Below are 18,826 nucleotides of genomic sequence, written 5' to 3' on the forward strand. Positions count from 1 at the left end.
TCATTATGCAATAACCAGTACCCGTTCCTCGATGGGAAGAAAATCCTTCTCACCTGGGTCCTTCTCGATCGAGCCGAAAGGCATTTGGGCGACCAGTGACCAGGAGGAGGGAAGGTCGAAATGTGCAAGTACTTCTTCCTCAATGAGATTCCCATAGTGCTGCAAACTGGCACCAACTCCAAGCTCAGCGAGAACCGTCCAGACAGAGAACTGTGCCATACCGGTTCCATGGTGACTCCAGAGCGCGAAATTCTCACTGTAGAGTGGCATCTGTTCCTGAAGATTGCGGATGGTTGCCATCTCTTCAAAGAACAGAATGGTTCCTGAAGCTGCCTTGAAACCTGCAATTTTCTCTTCAGTCTGCTTTTTCTGATCTGGATCCTGAATCATTGCTACCAGCTTGGAGAGAATTCGATCCCAAAGCCAATCATGCTTTTCATCATAAAGGATGACAGCTCTGCTCGTTTGCGAGTTGAATGCAGATGGAGCATATTTGATTACTCCACGGACAGCCTCTTCCAGTGTGGATTTCATCACGGGAAGTTCTTTCCCCAGGTTATAGATTGTGCGTCTTTTTTTCATGCTATTGATAATGGTGTTTTCCATGTAAATATTCTCCTTGCTCTCAATATAGTTGTAATCAATATAAATGTAAAGGCCCCCTTGCATATTCTTGTAAGATGTTTGAAATGGGTATATTCTGGGCAGACTATGATACACGATACAATTGACCAGCTCACGTTCTATGCACCGGCAATACCACATCTGCAACAAGTGACACTGCTCGATGCTGCAGGTGCTTCAATTGAAGGAATGCAAGTACTGTTTGCTCAGTACACCACAGCTCCCTTTACAGGCACCTTCATGGTGCATCCATCCAAGGTATGCATTGTGCTTACCTTGCAGGGTAGTGAGTTGCTCGTTACTACATACCGGAGAAAAGAACAAGAAGGGCCGAAGGATGCGAATGGATTCCTATCCATCCCAGACAGTCAGGTTACCGATGTTATTCGATCTGAGGAAGGAACCTTTACCGTTTTTATGCCGGGAGAACCCTTCTCCTATGGGATCCAGGGAGAGGAAGGTCCCACGAAAGTAAAACATCTGCTAATTGTTCTGGAAGAGACCTGAAAGGCTTTACAAATGTATAGTAATAACGTACCAATACAATGTGTATGACTGAGAGGAGCATAGCATGACAGGAGATCATCAGGTACATATCGGAAATAGCCTTATCGGACGCGGTCTACCAGTACTTGTGCAAACGATGTATGACAGTGCAATTCCCCATGCAACAGAAGCATTGGAGGAGTTGATTCGCCGAATTGGGAAACTCAATGCGATGGGATGCGATGTCATTCGCTTCTCGTACCCTTCTGCTGAGGATCATGATGCGTTCAGGTATCTTTGTGAGAAGAGTCCAATTCCCGTTGTTGCAGACATCCATTTTGATTACAAACTGGCATTGGATGCACTATCATGCGGTGCACACAAGATTCGGATCAATCCAGGTAATATCGGCGCAAAATGGAAAGTTGAAGAGGTGGTGAAGAGCGCAAAGGATCAAGGCAGGGCCATTCGTATAGGCCTGAATAGTGGATCCTTACCACGTGGAAACGATCCTGCGGATGCACTGATGACCAATACTGCTCTTGAGTACCTATCATGGTTCGAGCAATGGGGCTTTACCAACACGGTGGTCTCGCTGAAAGCAAGTGATACTGATCTTACCATGAAAGCCAATCGGCTGTTTGCTTCCCAGAGTCCCTATCCACTGCATCTTGGGGTTACGGAGGCCGGTTCTGTGATATCTGCAGTTACTCGCTCTACATGGGCATTGGGGCAACTTCTCAGCGAGGGGATTGGAAACACCCTTCGTATCAGCATTACAGGTGATATTGAGAGCGAAGTACAGGCAGGTGTTGAACTGCTGAGAACCTTGGGGATGAGAAAGAAAGGCATCAGGATTGTAAGCTGCCCTCGTTGTGGCAGGCATAGTTTCGATTCCCAGGGGTTCCTGGCATCCGTAGAGCAAGAGCTCCTCACCATTGAAAAGGATCTGACCGTAGCCATCATGGGTTGCCAGGTCAATGGTCCTGGTGAAGCAAAAGCAGCTGATTTGGCCATAACTGGTCTTGGCAATAGTATATTTCTCTATGAAAAAGGGAAATTGGTGAAAAAAGTAACGCAGCAGGAAGCAAAGGCTGCTTTTTTGGAAGCAATTGAACATGCATAATACGTTGATCATAAAGGGTGCCAGGGAGCACAACCTGAAAAACATCGACCTGGAGTTGAAGAAAGATCAGTTGATCGTCATAAGCGGCCTTTCGGGAAGTGGGAAAAGTTCCTTGGCTTTCGACACCATATTTGCAGAAGGACAAAGACGTTATGTCGAGAGCCTCAGTTCCTATGCAAGGATGTTTCTCGATAAGTTGGACAAGCCTGATGTGGATTATATGGAAGGGCTCAGCCCGGCAATTGCAATCGAGCAGAAATCAACTCACAGAAACCCCCGTTCAACCGTTGGTACCGTTACCGAGATATATGACTATTTCAGATTGTTGTGGGCAAGGGTGGGCAAGCCGCACTGTCATGTCTGCGGTCGAGAGATTAGTGAGATGAGCGTTGACCAGATCATTGATGCCATCTTCAAGGCAGAGGATGGTACCAGGATCATCATAAGCGCTCCCGTCGCGATTGGAAGAAAAGGGGAGTTCAAGAAGGTTCTTGAGGATGCCCGTGCTGCGGGATTCCAACGGGTAAAGGTTGATGGAAACATGCTCAACCTTGATGAGCAGATTGTCTTGGAAAAACAGTTCAAGCACTCCATCGATATTGTGGTTGATCGTTTGATCCTCAGTAGGGACATCCGATCCAGGCTTGCCTCCAGTATCGAGACCTCGAACGAGATGACGCAGGGTCTGGTGAAAGTGACTTTTCTCGGGGAAAACGGGGAAGAAAGCTATGAAGAGGTTTTCAGTGAACACAACAGTTGCCCACACTGTGGTATCACCCTACCTGACATCGAACCACGATTGTTCAGTTTCAACAACCCGTATGGAGCTTGTCCAGAATGTAATGGACTCGGGATCAAGACAGAGTTTGACCCGGATCTTATCATCCCGGACTATTCAAAGAGCTTTAATCAAGGAGCCATTGCCACGATGAATCCCGATGCAAAGTGGTCAAGGTCTCTTGTTGAAGCACTTGCCAAACATTTGCATTTCACACTCGATACACCATTCAGCAAACTGCCTGATGAGACCATCAATGCATTGCTCTATGGTACCAAAGAGAGGGTGTTTGTGGAATACGAGCGGGAGAAAAGCAATCAAACGTACCGGGTAGAAAAACCTTTTCCCGGGATTATCCCTGATCTGCAACGCAGGTACTATGAAACGAACAGTATGCAGATCAAGATGTGGATGAACAGTTTCCAGACAACCAAGGTATGCCCGGTATGTCATGGCGATCGTCTTCGCCAAGAAGCACTTGCGGTGACGATCCATGGCATGAACATCATGGAAGCAACCCGCCTCTCCGTTAAGAAGGCGCATGCTTTCTTCAATGACCTCCCCTTGAGCGACCAGGAGATCATGATCTCCAACCAGGTGCTCAAGGAGATCAGAAGCAGGCTTACATTCCTACGAAATGTCGGCCTTGACTATCTGACGCTCGACAGGAGCAGTGCCACCCTCAGTGGAGGAGAAGCACAACGTATCCGTCTTGCAACCCAAATCGGCTCTGCGCTCAGTGGTGTACTCTATGTACTGGACGAACCGTCCATTGGATTGCATCAAAGGGATAATCAGAAGCTCATCGATACACTCAAGCATTTACGGGATATCGGCAATACCGTACTGGTGGTTGAACATGATGAGGCTACCATCAGGGAAGCAGATTACCTTGTTGACCTTGGACCGGGAGCGGGTGTCCATGGCGGGTATATCATAGCTGAGGGAAGACCTGAGGAAGTTGAACTTAATCCTGAAAGTATCACCGGACAGTACCTTGCGGGAACATTATCCATGGCCATCCCATCCAAGAGACGAAAAGGTTCCGGGAAAGTGATCAGTGTGAAAGGTGCCAATAAGAACAACCTCAAGTCAGTGGATGTTGATTTTCCCCTTGGAAAACTTATTGTACTCACCGGCGTTTCTGGAAGTGGAAAGAGTTCTTTACTTAACGAGGTCTTGCTTCCTGCAGTAAGACGTCAGTTGGCAAACAAGAAACCCAACTATGATGGATTCAGCGATATCAGTGGGGTTGGGAATATCGACAAGGTGATCAACATCGACCAGAGTCCCATCGGACGTACTCCGCGCAGTAATCCCGCTACATATGTCGGGGTCTTTACGGCTATCAGGGAACTGTTTGCCTCCCTACCGGAGAGCAAGGCGAAAGGATACAAGAGTGGTCGATTCAGTTTTAATGTTGCAGGGGGAAGATGTGAGAACTGTCATGGAGATGGAAACCTGAAGATAGAGATGAACTTCCTGCCTGATGTCTATGTAACCTGTGATGTATGTCATGGGAAACGGTTCAACAAGGAGACACTGGCAGTCCATTACAAAGGCAAGAACATCCATGATGTTTTGGAAATGACCATTGAAGAGGCAAGCGAGTTCTTCAGTGCAATTCCAAGAATCAAACGAAAGATAGACACACTGCAGTCCGTTGGCCTTGAGTATGTCAAGCTGGGACAGAGTGCGCTTACCCTCAGTGGAGGGGAAGCGCAACGGGTGAAACTCAGCCTTGAACTTTCGAAGGTGGGAACAGGAAAGACGTTATACGTACTGGATGAGCCGACCACAGGACTTCACTTTGCAGATGTCAAGAAGTTGATGGAAGTACTGAACAGATTGGTAGATGCAGGGAATACAGTAGTGCTTATCGAGCACAATCTTGATGTCATCATGCAAGCAGACCACCTCATTGATCTTGGTCCGGAAGGAGGAGATGGTGGTGGAATGGTTGTAGCAACAGGAACTCCTGAGCAACTTGCACTATGCAAGGAATCCCACACAGGGTATTATTTAGCTCAGATGTTGCATGAAAAAGGTTGAGAAACACGGATTACCAATACTGATGATTCTGGCTCTACTTATTTTGGGGAGCCAGTTTCTCTATGCACAAGATACATCCTTGTTGCTAGCCTTGCGTATCGAACGTGCCAGTGACGAAGAACTCATCGAGATGGCTGAGCTTAGGGGGATCAAAGCAGATAACCCTGCTGCTATCCGTGAAGCACTGTACGAATACCATTCGATTGAGCATAGTCGCATAACCTCCGATGTAGAGGATGGTTCATACAGACTGGAGATCACACAAGCAAGAATAATGCATACCAATGCTGATTCTTCTCTTCTCACGCTTTCAGGAGATGTCATCGTCTCCTTTATAGGCGAGGGAAAACAGGAGCCCAAACAGCTCAGGGCACAGAATGTGCTCATTGACCTTTCCCATACCTTGCTTACCGCTTCCGGTTCTGTGTTGTTTGAGGATAAGGGTGCTGATGCTGCCTTGCAATCGATAGAAGGCAGCATTGTAACCTTCGATTGGTCGGATGAGACACTGACCATCAGCGGGGCAACAACCAAGAGTGATCGAAAGAACAGCGAGGATGAGAATGTCAGTATCTATACCTCGGGAAGCCTTATCACATACCAAGGTGCTGGTGGTGGAATATATTATCAGGATGGGCAAATTGGGACACGTGCTGAGGATCCCCTCTCCTCCATCAGGGCAGATCGGTTAAGCTTCCTCTCAGGTGGGGATCTCATGGTCCATGACGCTGCCTTGTATCTTGGTCGTGTTCCTGTTTTCTGGACGCCTTTCTTCTTTTTTCCTGGAAACCAGATGGTGGGTAATCCTGCCCTTGGTTTCACCAGCGACCGTGGGATGTTTGTTTCCACGACCTGGGAAATATATGGATCATATCCAAAGTTCGAAGAGAGTGACCAATCAAGTATAACAAAGCTGTTAAGTTCTCCTGATGAATGGCCCAAGTCCCCAGGGAAGGTTCTCTACACGAATACCGGAGAACTTTCTGCGGTTCAGTCCTGGGCAAAGGAAACAGATTCTTATCTCACATTCTTTTTTGATGCATATGAGAACGCAGGATTGCATGCAGGCTATGACAGCAAGACGACTTTCTTTTCAAAACGCATTACTTTCAACTCCCTCTCTGCATTTGCGTTATATCCCTTAGGGACAAGTCCCATAACGCTTTATTCCGATGTAGGATATAACCGGTATTATCTTAACCAAGGAATCAAACTGGACACCTCGTGGGCGAAACTCGATATATCAATGCCCCTTTATTCAGATCCAAAGGTGCTCAGCCTGTATGGAAACCGCCTTACATCCTTCTCTTTTGATGCATTGCTGGGGAAGAATCAGGAGTTTCCCAGAACGTATACTTCTGATATCACTGGTTATACCTGGAAGATGAAAGGGTCATTCTCGCTTCCAACCAGCACACTTTCGCCATATATTTCATCCCTGACCATCTCCAATCTCGAAGCTGATGCGCTGTTCAAATGGCAAGATGATGGTCCTGCATTCTCCTATGTATTACAGCAGATGCATCTTCCCCTGTTTTCTCTTAATCTCCAAGGCACTCTGTTAGATTATTCCTCTACAAACCCCAAAACATCGGAAAGCAAGGAATCAGTTGAAGAAAATGAAAGGGATATCTTGTTGCCTGAGGCTTACAAAATCATCTTGGATAACGGTGGAGATTCCTCAGGAGAGTCTGAGAAGCTGATATCCCTGTCCTATTCCCTGGACCAGAGGCTTACCCATACCCTTGATGCAACACTTGGCGTGATTGATTGGGATGAAGCATATCTGTACAGCCTGACGAAAGGTACTGTGAAACTGAACGCTTCGCCGAATACCAAGCTCTTCACAATCTCGAGTGAATTGCTTCCACAGCTTACCTTCCTGGAAGACCAGAGCAAGAGCATTTATAAAAGCTACGCATATCAACTCTTCAATGTAAATACGGTTGCTGTTCCCTCCATCGGCCTGACCTATACCTTGAGCCAACGGCTGTATCGTTATCAGGAGAACCATGAGAAACCGCTCGGTAGCCCAGGAGAGATAATCAAGCAGAAGTATTCGTTTGACGATGAGTCAGTGACAGTTCATCAGGTCCGCTACCAGCAGTCCTTCCCACTTGGGGAAGCAACCATAACGCCCAGTATCACTGCAAGTCTCTATCCTGTGAGACCGAGCCTGCTGCCGAGTCTGAAATATTCATTTGGGCCGTTGACTCTCTCTTCATCCCTACTTTTCAGCGAATATGAGTCCTCCCTTCGCAAGGATAGCTTGAAATCATCATTCTCCTATACCACAAGACCCCTTTCTGTTTCCCTGTCTGGGTCATACGATTTTACGAGAACCCTCGCTTCCTGGGAAGAGGCCATGCATCTAGAGGGAACGGTCAAGGAACAGTTCTTTTCATCCTTTCTCACCCTGTCGCAGAGGTTTTCGTTCTCGTTCCTCACCAGTGAAGGAAAACCAAACTATTTTGATTATTTTACGTATGATGCTGCAATTCCCCATCTCAAGGTAACATATGCATTAAAAGGGGAGGCATCAGACTTGCAGTCTGAGAAACTGCAAGTCGATATTGCAGGGAAGGATATACAACTCAGGTGGTGGAAGAGACGTATAGCACTTACATTGGGTATAGACTCTTCCCTGAAGTTCTTTTATCAGGACCGATACGCAAGTTCGTTCTCGATAACGACATCGGCACGACTCCAAATTGCAGAGTTTCTTGATATAACGCTTGCTGCAAAAAGCACAAATACCGGGTTCTTCCATTATTACAATGATGATGAAACATTCTCTTATTCCTTGCTTTGGGAAGATCTGCTGAGAAGCTTTGACTTCAGTGGAGATGGAAGATACAACACGCAGTTTAACCTCAGTGAGCTTTCCATTGTGATGGTCCATGACCTCGAGGATTGGTCACTGAATTGTAAATACAGCGGAAGTGTAGTATTATCGAACAACCAATACAGCTGGGTTCCAACGGTTTCAGTCTACCTGACCTGGAACACGATTCCCGAGCTGGATGTGGAAGAGACATGGACGCAGGACAACAGTGTTTGGAGGCGTTCATCCTCCTCATAGGATTATGCATGGATAGAAGTGTGGAATTTTCCAATGAAGAACAGATGGAACGGGTGCTGGGTATCAATGACCGGAATCTTCCCTATTTAGAGGTGTTGCTGGGATGTAATCTGTTTGTAAAAGGCAATTCGCTTTCTTGTCTGAGCAGAGATGAACAAGTCACCAACCGGTTCCTCTCCTTGATGGCAAGGTTGCAGAAACTTGCAGAAAATCAGCACTATTTCAGTGAAACAGAAATTTTTATGGAATATCAGGGGATGAAAAGCGACCAACCAATCCAGGAACTACTCTCCAGTGACCAATGGGAAAAACCGTATATCATGGTTCATAATCGCTTTGCCTATCCCAAGAGCCAGATGCAGGAGCAATACATCAAAAGCATGATGGAGAACCAGATTGTTTTTGGTATCGGTCCCGCGGGTACCGGTAAGACTTTCTTGGCAGTAGCCTATGCACTTGGGCAGTTGTTGAATGGGAAGAAACACAAGATCATACTGACCCGACCGATTGTTGAAGCAGGGGAGAGCCTGGGCTTCTTGCCTGGTGATCTTGCCCAGAAAATCAACCCCTACCTAAGGCCGCTTTACGATGCAATGGAAGCCATGGTCAGTATACAGAATATCAGGCGTTTGGAAGAGAATGGGAGTATTGAGATCGCCCCTCTTGCTTATATGAGAGGAAGGAGTCTACAAAATGCAACGGTTATTCTTGATGAAGCACAGAATACCACCAAGGAACAGATGAAGATGTTCCTCACGAGACTCGGTGAAAATGCCAATGCAATCATTACAGGGGATATCAGCCAGGTTGATCTTCCACGCCACAAAGATAGTGGATTGATCCATGCAATGCAGATCTTGCAAGGAATTGCTGGGCTCGATTTCATACGTTTCGATTCTCGCGATGTGGTGCGCTCCCGGATTGTACAGCATATTGTGAATGCGTATGCAGGGGATGAGGGGAACGAGAAATCATGATAAAGAAAATACAAATTTCTGACCGTAAACAGAAAAAACACAATCTTCAACAACAACTTTCTCTCATTTTCATGGTGCTTACCGTTTTCCTGGCAATGGTGGTGCCGCTTTTAAGTACCCACTCCAATGGATCGGGTCTCAAGGAATTGGGATTGCAATATACAGAGGGCGAACTATCCAGTGAGGATATTTTTGCTACAAGCAGTTTCCAGTACGTTGATGATGAACAAACACAGAAGCTCATAGAACAACGAATGCAGGAAGTACTTCCGTATTTCAGCTATTCCCTCCGATCAACTACCATCAGCAGCAGGCGTTTGGAGAATTTTCTTGCTCTATTTCACCAAGGTAATACAGATTTCAATACCTTCCTGGAGGAGGAGGGGCTTAGTGATGAGCGCAATGTTGTACAAAGGATTGCAGAACTGGCACCTGACCAACAACAATTGTTGCTGCAAGCACTTGAAGAAACAGGCAGCTATGTCTTGGAGAGAGGATTGTTTGATGAAGAGGAAGTGAATACCATCCGTTCCCAAGGCTATGAGGAGCTTCTCGTGAGAAATAGTCTTTTCCAACAAGAAAGCAGTGAACCTTCCAAGCAAACCATTGATACACTGCTGACGAAAAAGAATCTTCCTTCACAGCTGTCTTCTCTACTGGAACCGTACGAGCTTATTGATAGTCAGTTCCAACCATATCTCGTACTGGATGCACTCGAGATGCTTTTAGATCCAAATGTAGATTATGAAGCTGTTGAAACACTGGCAATCAGGGAGGAAGCTGCTGCAGAGATTCCCGAGCAGGTGATAACCATAGAACGGGGAGAAAAGATCATTGCCAAGGATACGGTGGTCACAAGTTCCCAGATTGATCTGCTGCAAATGATGGGGTCGAACAGCTTTCAGTACACGATCCTTGAACTGATTGGTAGGGCAATTTTCATTCTGCTTTCCACCAGTGTCTCTGTATATGTCTTTATTCAATTCCTGCATGCAGAGAAGCGATTGTATCTCTATTTGAATCTCATGCTTGTTTCCGTATCATTGTCGTTGGTGGCAATGTATGTTGTCACTCTGTTTTTTTCTTCACGGTCCTCTTTGTTTCTTGACTCCTATCTACCTGTATTGTTTGCACCGCTCTTCACCAGTCATATCACCAGCAAGAAACGCCTAGGTTTGGTTAGCGCTTTTCTACTTGCTTGTTATGCAACACTGATGGAACAGTCGAGTTCTATTACCTTCTTCTTCGTGTTGACCATCAGTGGCGTCTGTCTTTACTTCTTCCGCTATACCATCAAGCGGATTGATGATGTATTCAATTGGTTCTATGCTTGCATCATCAGTAGTTTTGCGGCCCTTGCACTGTACATGCTGGAAGCATTGCCCCTTCATCAGGTAATGCCGCTTGTCGGTGGGATGATTTTGAATATCACCATCACTTTGGTCTTTCTTGAAGCATTCGTACCGTTGTGCGAAAAACTCTTCAATATTCCTACAGCGTATCGTCTGAGCGAGCTGGCATTCAGTGCAAGCCCGGTACTCGACCGTTTGGAATCAGTAGCACAGGGAACATACAATCATAGCAGAAACGTGGCTGACCTGAGCTTCAATGCAGCTCGCTCCATTGGAGCAAATGCCATGCTTGCACGAGTAGGTGGGATGTATCATGATATCGGAAAGGCTGACCATCCCGAATACTTCATCGAGAACCAGAGTGGGGATAACAAGCATGATGAAATCAAACCATCCCTCTCTGCGGCCATCATCAAGAGCCATGTGAAGCTTGGATTGGAGAAGGGAAGGGAGGCAGGTCTTCCTCAGGAGGTCCTGGACATCATCAGCCAACACCATGGCAATGATGTCATCCAATTCTTCTACAATGAGGCAAAGAACCAGGCACAAGCTGTGGGAATGGATGTAAAAGAGGATGACTTCAAATACAATGGAATTCCTCCAACTTTCCCAGAATCTGCCATTGTAATGCTCGCTGATTGCGTGGAAGCTGCCAGCCGGACCTTGAAACGGCCAAACCACTCGAAATATGAAAAACTGGTACACTCGCTCATCATGGGAAAACTGGAGAGGGATCAACTCAAGAACAGCCAACTCTCCCTTACAGACCTTGATCAGATAGAGGATGCGTTTGTGCAAACATTGCTTGGACGCGATCACCGCCGTATTGAATATCCATCAGAGCAGAAAGGACAACCAGGATAATGAATAGATATTATATCGATGTTTCTTATGAGGATGTGCAGTATGCCGAACAGGCACCCTCCCAGATGGTTGTTGAACATCTGGAAAAGGTGCTCACAATGCTTGGACAACCAAGCTGTGAATGTTCTGTAAGTTTTGTCAGTGATGATACCATTCAGGATCTGAATAGAACGTATCGTGACAAGGACGAACCTACAGATATCCTCTCCTTTGTGCAGGAGGAGGATGTAGAAGATTTTTCTTGGCCTGAAGTACAAGTAGGATTGATCGATGGTCCGCCGGAAGAAATCAGGGTACTGGGAGACATGGTAATCTCTCTTGATGCCTTGAAAAGAAATGCACTATCCTTTAGTGTAGAACCAGATGAAGAGTTGTTTCGCCTCTTGATCCATGGCTTGCTTCACCTTCTTGGTGAAGATCATTCCAGCAATGATGCTGATGAGCCGATGTTGATCAAGCAAGAGAAACTTCTCCATCAATTGAGGGGGAGCAAACGTTGAGCTTGCCATGGAAGAGTCTGTTCAAGAAACGCTCTGGCAATCGTGAGGAACGATGTAAAGCAGAGTTGGAAGAGCGGCAGACGATGATCGAGGGCATTCAGGAACTGCGGGATAAGACTGTTAAGGAGATCATGATTCCCCGGGTCGATGTCCAGTTTATCAGTAGTGATATCACGATTGATGAATTGTATGGGATTATTAAGGAACAAGGGTACTCCCGTTATCCAGTATATGAGCAGACAATAGACAATATTGTTGGTGTTTTATATGCTAAGGACATCATCCGTAAAGGCATAGACAATGTGTTCAATGTCAAAACGCTGATGAGACAGCCGTACTTTATTCCAGAAAGCAAGCATCTTGATGATTTGCTCAGAGAATTCAAATTGAGAAAGGTCCATATAGCTATTGCCATTGATGAGTACGGCGGGGTGAGCGGGATTGTCTGTATGGAAGATATTCTGGAGGTCATTGTTGGCGATATCCAGGATGAATTTGATGATGATGAAGATGATGGGATGCGTAAGCTCGATGACAATACGTTTGTTGTCGATGCAAGAACTTCCATTGAAGACCTGAATGAATCAGTCGGCTTGCATCTATCTGAGGAGGAGTATGAAACAGTCGGAGGCTATGTCTTTGAACTGTTTGGTAGAATTCCACTCAAGGATGAGTCTGTCGAGGATGACGAGGCCATTTTTACCGTAGAGGATATTGATGGCCATAAGATCAACCAGTTGAAATTGGTTGTCAAAACATAATATATAATATACGTTGACCCTTGTAAAAGGAAAACGGTATATTAATATCGATACACAATTATATTTCCCGGAGGAAACAAACAATGAAAATTGCAATTAATGGTTTCGGAAGAATCGGACGCAATGTTTTCAAGATCGCTTTTGAAGACAAGGACATCGAGATTGTCGGCATCAATGACCTTACAGATCCCAAGACCTTGGCCCATCTTCTGAAATACGACTCCACGTATGGAGTATACTCCAAGAGCGTCGAAGTAACAGATAATGCTATCGTCGTTGATGGCAAGAACATTCCTGTATTTGCAGTACGCTCTCCCAGCGAACTTCCTTGGAAGGAGCTCGATGTTGATGTAGCAATCGAATCCACTGGTGTTTTCTCTGTTGCTGAAGGCCCAAAGGGTGGATACAAGGATCATATCAAGGCTGGTGCCAAGAAGGTTATCCTTACGGTTCCTGCCAAGGACCAGATTGACCAGACCGTTGTCTGTGGTGTCAATGATGATGTTATCGATCACAGCCTTGTCGCATACTCCAATGCAAGTTGCACCACCAACTGCTTGGCTCCTATCGTAAAGGTTCTCAATGACAGCTTTGGCATTGAAGAGGGCTTGATGACCACTGTTCACTCCTATACCAACGACCAGGTAATGCTTGACCAGCCTCATAAGGATCTGAGAAGAGCAAGGGCCGGTGCATTGTCCATTATTCCTACCACCACGGGTGCTGCCAAGGCTGTTGGTTTGGTCATCCCAGAGATGAAGGGCAAGCTCAACGGTATGGCAATGCGTGTTCCTACCCCGACCGGCTCAGTTGTTGACCTTGTGGTAACCTTGAAGAAGGATGCATCTGTTGAAGAAGTGAATGCTGCAATGAAAAAGGCAAGTGAGGGACCAATGAAGGGTATTCTTGAATATACTGAAGATCCCATTGTTTCCCGTGATGTTGTTGGCAACCGCCACTCTTCAATCCTTGATGCTGATCTTACCATGAAGATGGGCGAGAGGATGTTCAAGGTTATCAGCTGGTATGACAACGAAATGGGTTACTCAAACCGCGTTGTTGACCTTGCAAAGAAGCTGGTTAAATAATACTGTGTAACTGTAAATATCAGGCCTGTTTCTACAGGCCTGATTTCCTTGCTAACGATTACCATCGGAATATAGGGGAAAGCTATGATTCTAAATACCATTCGAGAGTGTGATTTTTCAGGCAAGAAAGCCTTGGTTCGTGTGGACTTCAACGTACCCATCAAGGATGGCGTGGTTACTGATGATACACGCATAAGGGCTGCTCTTCCTACCCTTAAGTACTGTTTGGATAATGGTGCATCACTTGTGGTCATGAGCCATCTTGGACGTCCAAAAGGGAAGAAGAACCCTGAATTCTCCATGGCACCCATCGCAAAGCGGTTCAGCGAATTGCTGGGGAAAGAGGTCCAACTTGCAAGTGATGTGATCGGTGAAGAGGTTGCTGGGCAGGTTGCATCAATGAAAGCTGGTGATGTTCTCTTATTGGAAAACGTCCGTTTCTATAGTGAGGAAGAGGACAATGATCCCGATTTTGCAAAGAATCTTGCTTCCTTGGGTGATGTATATGTAAATGATGCATTTGGAACAGCACACCGTGCACACGCTTCCACGGAAGGGGTGGCCCACTATCTGCCTTCCTATGCAGGTTTCCTTATTGAAAAGGAAGTTACGTTTATGGCCCCGCTCCTGAGCAATCCTGAAAAGCCTTTTGTTGCCATCATCGGAGGTTCCAAGGTTTCCAGTAAGATCAGTGTCCTGGAAAGCCTGGTAAGGACTTGTGATACGATCGTTATAGGTGGTGGAATGGCATATACATTCCTTTCAGTCCAAGGACACACCATCGGGAAGAGTCTGGTTGAAGAAGATTACAAGGATGTTGCTTCGTCATTCCTGGCAAAGGCAAAAGAGAAAGGTGTTCAGGTAATCCTTCCTGTTGACCACATCTGTGGCGCCGATTTCAAGGAAGATGCAGAGCCTGTCAGTGTCGATTCCATTGATATTCCTGAGAACCTGATTGGTATGGATATCGGTCCAAAAACCATATCCATGATTGTTGATGCTGTCACCAAGGCAAAGAGTGTTGTTTGGAACGGTCCGATGGGTGTATTTGAGTTTGATGCATTCGCTGAGGGAACCCTTACCGTTGCCAGGGCACTTGCAGAGAGCCAGGCTACTTCCATTGTTGGCGGTGGAGACTCTGTTGCAGCTATCAATAAGTTTGGCTTGGCAGACAAGATCAGTCACGTAAGTACCGGAGGTGGTGCTTCACTCGAGTTCCTCGAAGGAAAGGTCCTTCCAGGAATCAAGGCTTTGGAGAAATAAGATGAGAAAACCCTATATCGCTGGAAACTGGAAAATGAATATGACTCCGAGTGAAGGAGCAGCCTTCGCTAAGGAGCTTGCAAAGGCAGTGGAAGGAACCAATACAAAGGTGATGGTTGCTCCTCCTTTCGTCACAATCCCAGCAGTGCTTGAAGCACTCAAGGGCTCAAGGATTATTGTTGCTGCACAGAACATGAACGACAACTTGAAAGGCGCATTTACTGGAGAGGTGAGTGCAACCATGCTCAAGGATCTTGGTGTTACCAACGTTATTCTTGGACACAGTGAAAGACGTGCTCTCTATGGAGAGACCGATGCTTTCATCAACAGAAAGGTATTGCTTGCACTCGCTGAGGGTATGGATGTCGATCTCTGTATCGGTGAGACCTTGGAAGAACGAGAGGCAGGAAAACTTGAAGAAGTATTGAGCCGTCAGGTGGCGGAAGGTCTAAAGGGTGTCTCTGCAGAGCAGATGAAGCATATAACCTTAGCCTATGAACCTGTTTGGGCTATTGGGACAGGAAAGACAGCAACCCCTGAAGATGCTGATGCTGCACATGCCTATGTTCGTGGCCTCGTTGAAAAACTCTATAACAAGGGTGTTGCAGAAGAGCTGATTATACAGTATGGTGGTTCAGTGAAGGCTTCGAATGTGAAAGCCTTGATGTCTAAAGAACATATCGATGGCGCACTGGTTGGTGGTGCCTCCCTTTCCGTGGAGCAGTTCCTTCCGATTGTGAACTTTGATAAGTAAGTATTCGGAGTAAAGAGAAAATGGGTGTTTTGAGCATTATTCTGTTGGTATTATTCGTCGTCGTCAGTCTTCTGTTGATTTTCCTTGTCGCAGTACAGGATGAACAAAGTGAAGGCCTGGGCGGAATTTTCGGTGGTGGAAGCAATACCGCTTTTGGGTCCCACACAAGCAGTGTGGTAACCAAGGCTACGGGGACGCTTGCAGTCTTGTTCTTGGTATTGGCCCTTTTGGTGGCTTTCGTGAACAAATCGCCATCACAGGATGAGTTGCTCGATTCTGTCACCACGGAACAGGTACAGCAGACTACCGATTGGTGGAAAAGTGGTGAAAGTGCAGCAGCAGCTGAGCCAGTTACTGAAGCCAACTAGGACGGTCGCTATTCCAATAACTATCGACTACCGGCCGCAGACTTGCGGTCGGTAGCTGTTTCAAGGGAGTGTCTATGAAAGTTTGTGTATTGTATGCACCAGCATCAAAAGGGAATGATAAAATGAAGGCAATCGCCAATGCACTGTCGGAAGGTATCGCTTCCCAAGGTCATATGGTGGATGTATTCGATATGTCCCTCGAAGCAGGTAAGATTGTCTCTTTCTATGATTATCTGATCATCGGGACCGAGACCCTTACGTTTTTTGGTGGAAAAATACCAAACACTGTTTCTGGGTTCCTGAAGACAGCCGGTAGCATTTCTGGAAAACGATGCATGGCTTTCATCACCAAAGGGGGTGTTCGCCCCATGAAAACACTCCAGACTTTGATGAAAACAATGGAGGGGGAAGGGATGTTCCTGAAGAAAAGCGAGATAATCAACAAGGTTGATCTTGCTCGCGCTGTCGGTAAACATGTGAAAAACTGATTGATTCCCGATTCTATTGGTAGTACCTTATGAGAAGATATTCTTAGGAGTTGTTATATGAAACGTAGATTTAGTGTTCTTGCTGTCATTCTGCTCATCGGCACAATGGCCTTTGCTGCAACGATAGGTGCGCCTGCCGCAACAGTGAGGCTTACCAAGACCACACCCATCAGCATGGCAAATCTTGAAGCAGAAGTGGCACAGTACAAGGCAAGTGCAGCAGAGCAGGGAAAGGACCCTGAAAGCGTTGACCCTCTGCAGGTATTGAATCTTCTGATCAACAATGAACTGTTTCGTCAGGGTGCTGCCCGTGATGGTGTAAAGATAACTGATGCAATGGTCGATAGTGCATATGAATCCCAGAAGGCCAATCTTGAGGCTTCCACTGGACAGACTTTCACCGATGCACAATTCGACCAGATTATTACCAACAACTTCGGTTCCGTTGATGCATACCGTAAAGCTATTCAGGAACAGTTGATGGTTGACTCCTATGTACGTATGAAGAAAGCCGATATGCTTAGTGAAAAGGTCCAGATCTCGGATGCTGAAGTCAGCTCCTTCTATCGCAAGAACAAGACTCGTTTTGTCAGCCCAGAAACAGTGAAACTGAGTCATATCTATATTCCTTTTACCGATGACTCCCAGAAAGATGCACAGAACAAGGCGCTTCTTGAACGTGTTGCAAGTGATATCAAGAGCGGAGCCATCTCATTCGAGAAAGCAGTGGTCCAATACTCAGAAGATACTCAGAGCAAGAACAAGGCTGGTGATATTGGTTGGCTGACCATGGATAATACTGAAGCGCTTGCAGGTCTTGGGGATGCTTTCTTCGATGTGGCATTCTCTACAGATGTTGGAAGTGTCAGTGATGTAGTGACCAGCAATACCGGTTACCATATCCTGAAAATTCTTGCGCACAATGATACCAAGATTCTTCAGTTGGAGGACCAGATCAGTCCAACTACTTCCACTACGGTGGAACAGTACATCAGAAGTGAACTTGCTGCCGCAAAGCAACAATCGAACTATTATGCGGCGATCAACAGCCTGGTGGATGATTTGCGAAAATCTGCTACTGTAAACATTTTGTACAAATAGCATGAAAACACGCCATAAAGCACGTGAATTAGCGTTACAAACTCTCTATGCAATGGACTTCAACCATACACTTACGTTGGAATCCATGCCGTACATCTTCAGTGGTATCACTGATGAAGAATACAGCATGCTCGAGGATGATGTAAAACTCTATGGTATGTATCTTGTAAGGGGTACATTGGAAAATCTTGAGAAGATTGATGAGTCGATCAGAAAGTTTTCACTCAATCGTCCTCTCGAACGAATTGATATCGTAGACAGGAATATTCTCAGGATGAGTGTTTTCTGCCTTATGTTTGGGGATATCCATCCTCATATCATCATTGACGAAGCGGTAAAGCTGAGTCAGGATTTCTCCACTGAAGTAAACTATAAGTTCATCAATGGAATTCTGGATGCAATGCAGAAACAGCTTTTCCCTATTCAGGAGCAACATACCAATGATTCGTTTAAAAACTGAAGCACAGATTGCTGGAATAAGAGAAGCATGTCATCTTACAGCTGAGCTTATGCATACCCTTTCCTCCTATATACAGGCAGGAATGTCCACTTTTGATATAGACCAGTACTGTTACCAGTTTATTATTAACCATAAAGGAGTTCCTGCATTTCTTCATTATGAGGGGTTTCCGGCTACTGCCTGTATTTCTGTCAATGAGGAGGTGATCCACGGGATTCCTTCAAAAGAACGAATCATCAAGGAAGGGGACCTGGTTGATGTTGATCTGGGTATCAACATGAATGGGCACTTCTCTGACATGGCCAGAACATTCATCGTTGGAAAGACCAAGGATGAGTACCAGCAGCTTTGTGATGTTACCGAAGAGAGTCTGCGTCTCGGTATTGAGGCCGCTTCGCAGAAGGGGGCTCGAATCCAGGATATTGGCTCTGCAGTCTACAAGCATGCCAGAAAGCATGGCTACGGAGTTGTGAGAGACTACTGTGGCCATGGTGTCGGTCTTGATGTACATGAGGAGCCTGAAATTCCCAACTACACCAGCTCCTACTTACCAAACCCTCGCATTCGGGAAGGCATGGTCTTGGCTATCGAGCCGATGATCAACTTGGGAACCCATAAAGTAAGACTTCTTTCCAATGATTGGACAGTCGTTACAGCCGACGGTATGCCATCTGCACATTTTGAGGATACTGTTGCTATTAC

17 protein-coding genes are annotated in these 18,826 nt (G+C 46.0%); 16 read left to right on the forward strand and 1 reads right to left on the reverse strand.

What is annotated here, in order from left to right:
* Positions 1-3: 3 nt before the first annotated feature.
* On the reverse strand, positions 4-606 hold the full coding sequence (locus AB7S66_RS01920; RefSeq protein WP_428517683.1) for a nitroreductase family protein: 603 nt from the start codon (positions 604-606) through the stop codon (positions 4-6).
* A gap of 105 nt (positions 607-711) precedes the next feature.
* Here AB7S66_RS01920 and AB7S66_RS01925 point away from each other — a divergent pair, with 105 nt between their 5' ends.
* The 16 genes from AB7S66_RS01925 to map all read left to right on the forward strand — a co-directional run.
* Positions 712-1,131: a hypothetical protein gene (locus tag AB7S66_RS01925; protein ID WP_428517684.1), complete on the forward strand. Its 420-nt coding sequence runs from the start codon at positions 712-714 to the stop codon at positions 1,129-1,131.
* Between the two features lie 64 nt (positions 1,132-1,195).
* Positions 1,196-2,236, forward strand: coding sequence for a flavodoxin-dependent (E)-4-hydroxy-3-methylbut-2-enyl-diphosphate synthase (gene ispG / locus AB7S66_RS01930; protein WP_428517685.1), 1,041 nt, complete (start codon positions 1,196-1,198; stop codon positions 2,234-2,236).
* Positions 2,229-5,066: an excinuclease ABC subunit UvrA gene (uvrA, locus tag AB7S66_RS01935; protein WP_428517686.1), complete on the forward strand. Its 2,838-nt coding sequence runs from the start codon at positions 2,229-2,231 to the stop codon at positions 5,064-5,066. The genes ispG and uvrA overlap by 8 nt, the downstream gene beginning before the upstream one ends.
* Positions 5,067-5,088: 22 nt before the next feature.
* The gene (locus AB7S66_RS01940; RefSeq protein ID WP_428517687.1) at positions 5,089-8,148 is read left to right on the forward strand and encodes a hypothetical protein; all 3,060 of its coding nucleotides are present in this window, start codon (positions 5,089-5,091) and stop codon (positions 8,146-8,148) included.
* 8 nt (positions 8,149-8,156) lie between these two features.
* The gene (locus tag AB7S66_RS01945) at positions 8,157-9,125 is read left to right on the forward strand and encodes a PhoH family protein (RefSeq protein ID WP_428517688.1); all 969 of its coding nucleotides are present in this window, start codon (positions 8,157-8,159) and stop codon (positions 9,123-9,125) included.
* On the forward strand, positions 9,122-11,341 hold the full coding sequence (locus AB7S66_RS01950; RefSeq protein ID WP_428517689.1) for an HD family phosphohydrolase: 2,220 nt from the start codon (positions 9,122-9,124) through the stop codon (positions 11,339-11,341). The genes AB7S66_RS01945 and AB7S66_RS01950 overlap by 4 nt, the downstream gene beginning before the upstream one ends.
* Entirely contained in the window at positions 11,341-11,841 is a 501-nt protein-coding gene (ybeY, locus tag AB7S66_RS01955; protein ID WP_428517690.1) for an rRNA maturation RNase YbeY, read from the forward strand. Before AB7S66_RS01950 ends, ybeY begins: the two co-directional genes overlap by 1 nt.
* A 2-nt stretch (positions 11,842-11,843) precedes the next feature.
* Complete coding sequence (locus AB7S66_RS01960) at positions 11,844-12,602, forward strand: hemolysin family protein (protein ID WP_428517691.1); 759 nt, start codon at positions 11,844-11,846, stop codon at positions 12,600-12,602.
* 83 nt (positions 12,603-12,685) lie between these two features.
* On the forward strand, positions 12,686-13,690 hold the full coding sequence (gap, locus tag AB7S66_RS01965; RefSeq protein WP_428517692.1) for a type I glyceraldehyde-3-phosphate dehydrogenase: 1,005 nt from the start codon (positions 12,686-12,688) through the stop codon (positions 13,688-13,690).
* Between the two features lie 84 nt (positions 13,691-13,774).
* A complete protein-coding gene (locus tag AB7S66_RS01970; RefSeq protein ID WP_428517693.1) occupies positions 13,775-14,953 on the forward strand; it encodes a phosphoglycerate kinase in 1,179 nt (392 codons plus the stop codon).
* A gap of 1 nt (position 14,954) precedes the next feature.
* Complete coding sequence (tpiA, locus tag AB7S66_RS01975) at positions 14,955-15,707, forward strand: triose-phosphate isomerase (protein WP_428517694.1); 753 nt, start codon at positions 14,955-14,957, stop codon at positions 15,705-15,707.
* Positions 15,708-15,727: 20 nt separating this feature from the next.
* Entirely contained in the window at positions 15,728-16,075 is a 348-nt protein-coding gene (gene secG, locus AB7S66_RS01980; RefSeq protein ID WP_428517695.1) for a preprotein translocase subunit SecG, read from the forward strand.
* 74 nt (positions 16,076-16,149) lie between these two features.
* Positions 16,150-16,563: a flavodoxin family protein gene (locus AB7S66_RS01985; RefSeq protein ID WP_428517696.1), complete on the forward strand. Its 414-nt coding sequence runs from the start codon at positions 16,150-16,152 to the stop codon at positions 16,561-16,563.
* Between the two features lie 57 nt (positions 16,564-16,620).
* Entirely contained in the window at positions 16,621-17,664 is a 1,044-nt protein-coding gene (locus AB7S66_RS01990) for a peptidylprolyl isomerase (protein ID WP_428517697.1), read from the forward strand.
* A 1-nt stretch (position 17,665) separates the two neighbouring features.
* Positions 17,666-18,124: a transcription antitermination factor NusB gene (gene nusB, locus AB7S66_RS01995; protein ID WP_428517698.1), complete on the forward strand. Its 459-nt coding sequence runs from the start codon at positions 17,666-17,668 to the stop codon at positions 18,122-18,124.
* Positions 18,105-18,826: type I methionyl aminopeptidase (gene map, locus AB7S66_RS02000; protein WP_428517699.1), on the forward strand; the 722-nt coding region annotated here is incomplete at its 3' end. The genes nusB and map, both read left to right, overlap by 20 nt.

The organism is Sphaerochaeta sp. (assembly GCF_050178175.1).
In the GTDB taxonomy this organism is placed as follows: domain Bacteria; phylum Spirochaetota; class Spirochaetia; order Sphaerochaetales; family Sphaerochaetaceae; genus Sphaerochaeta.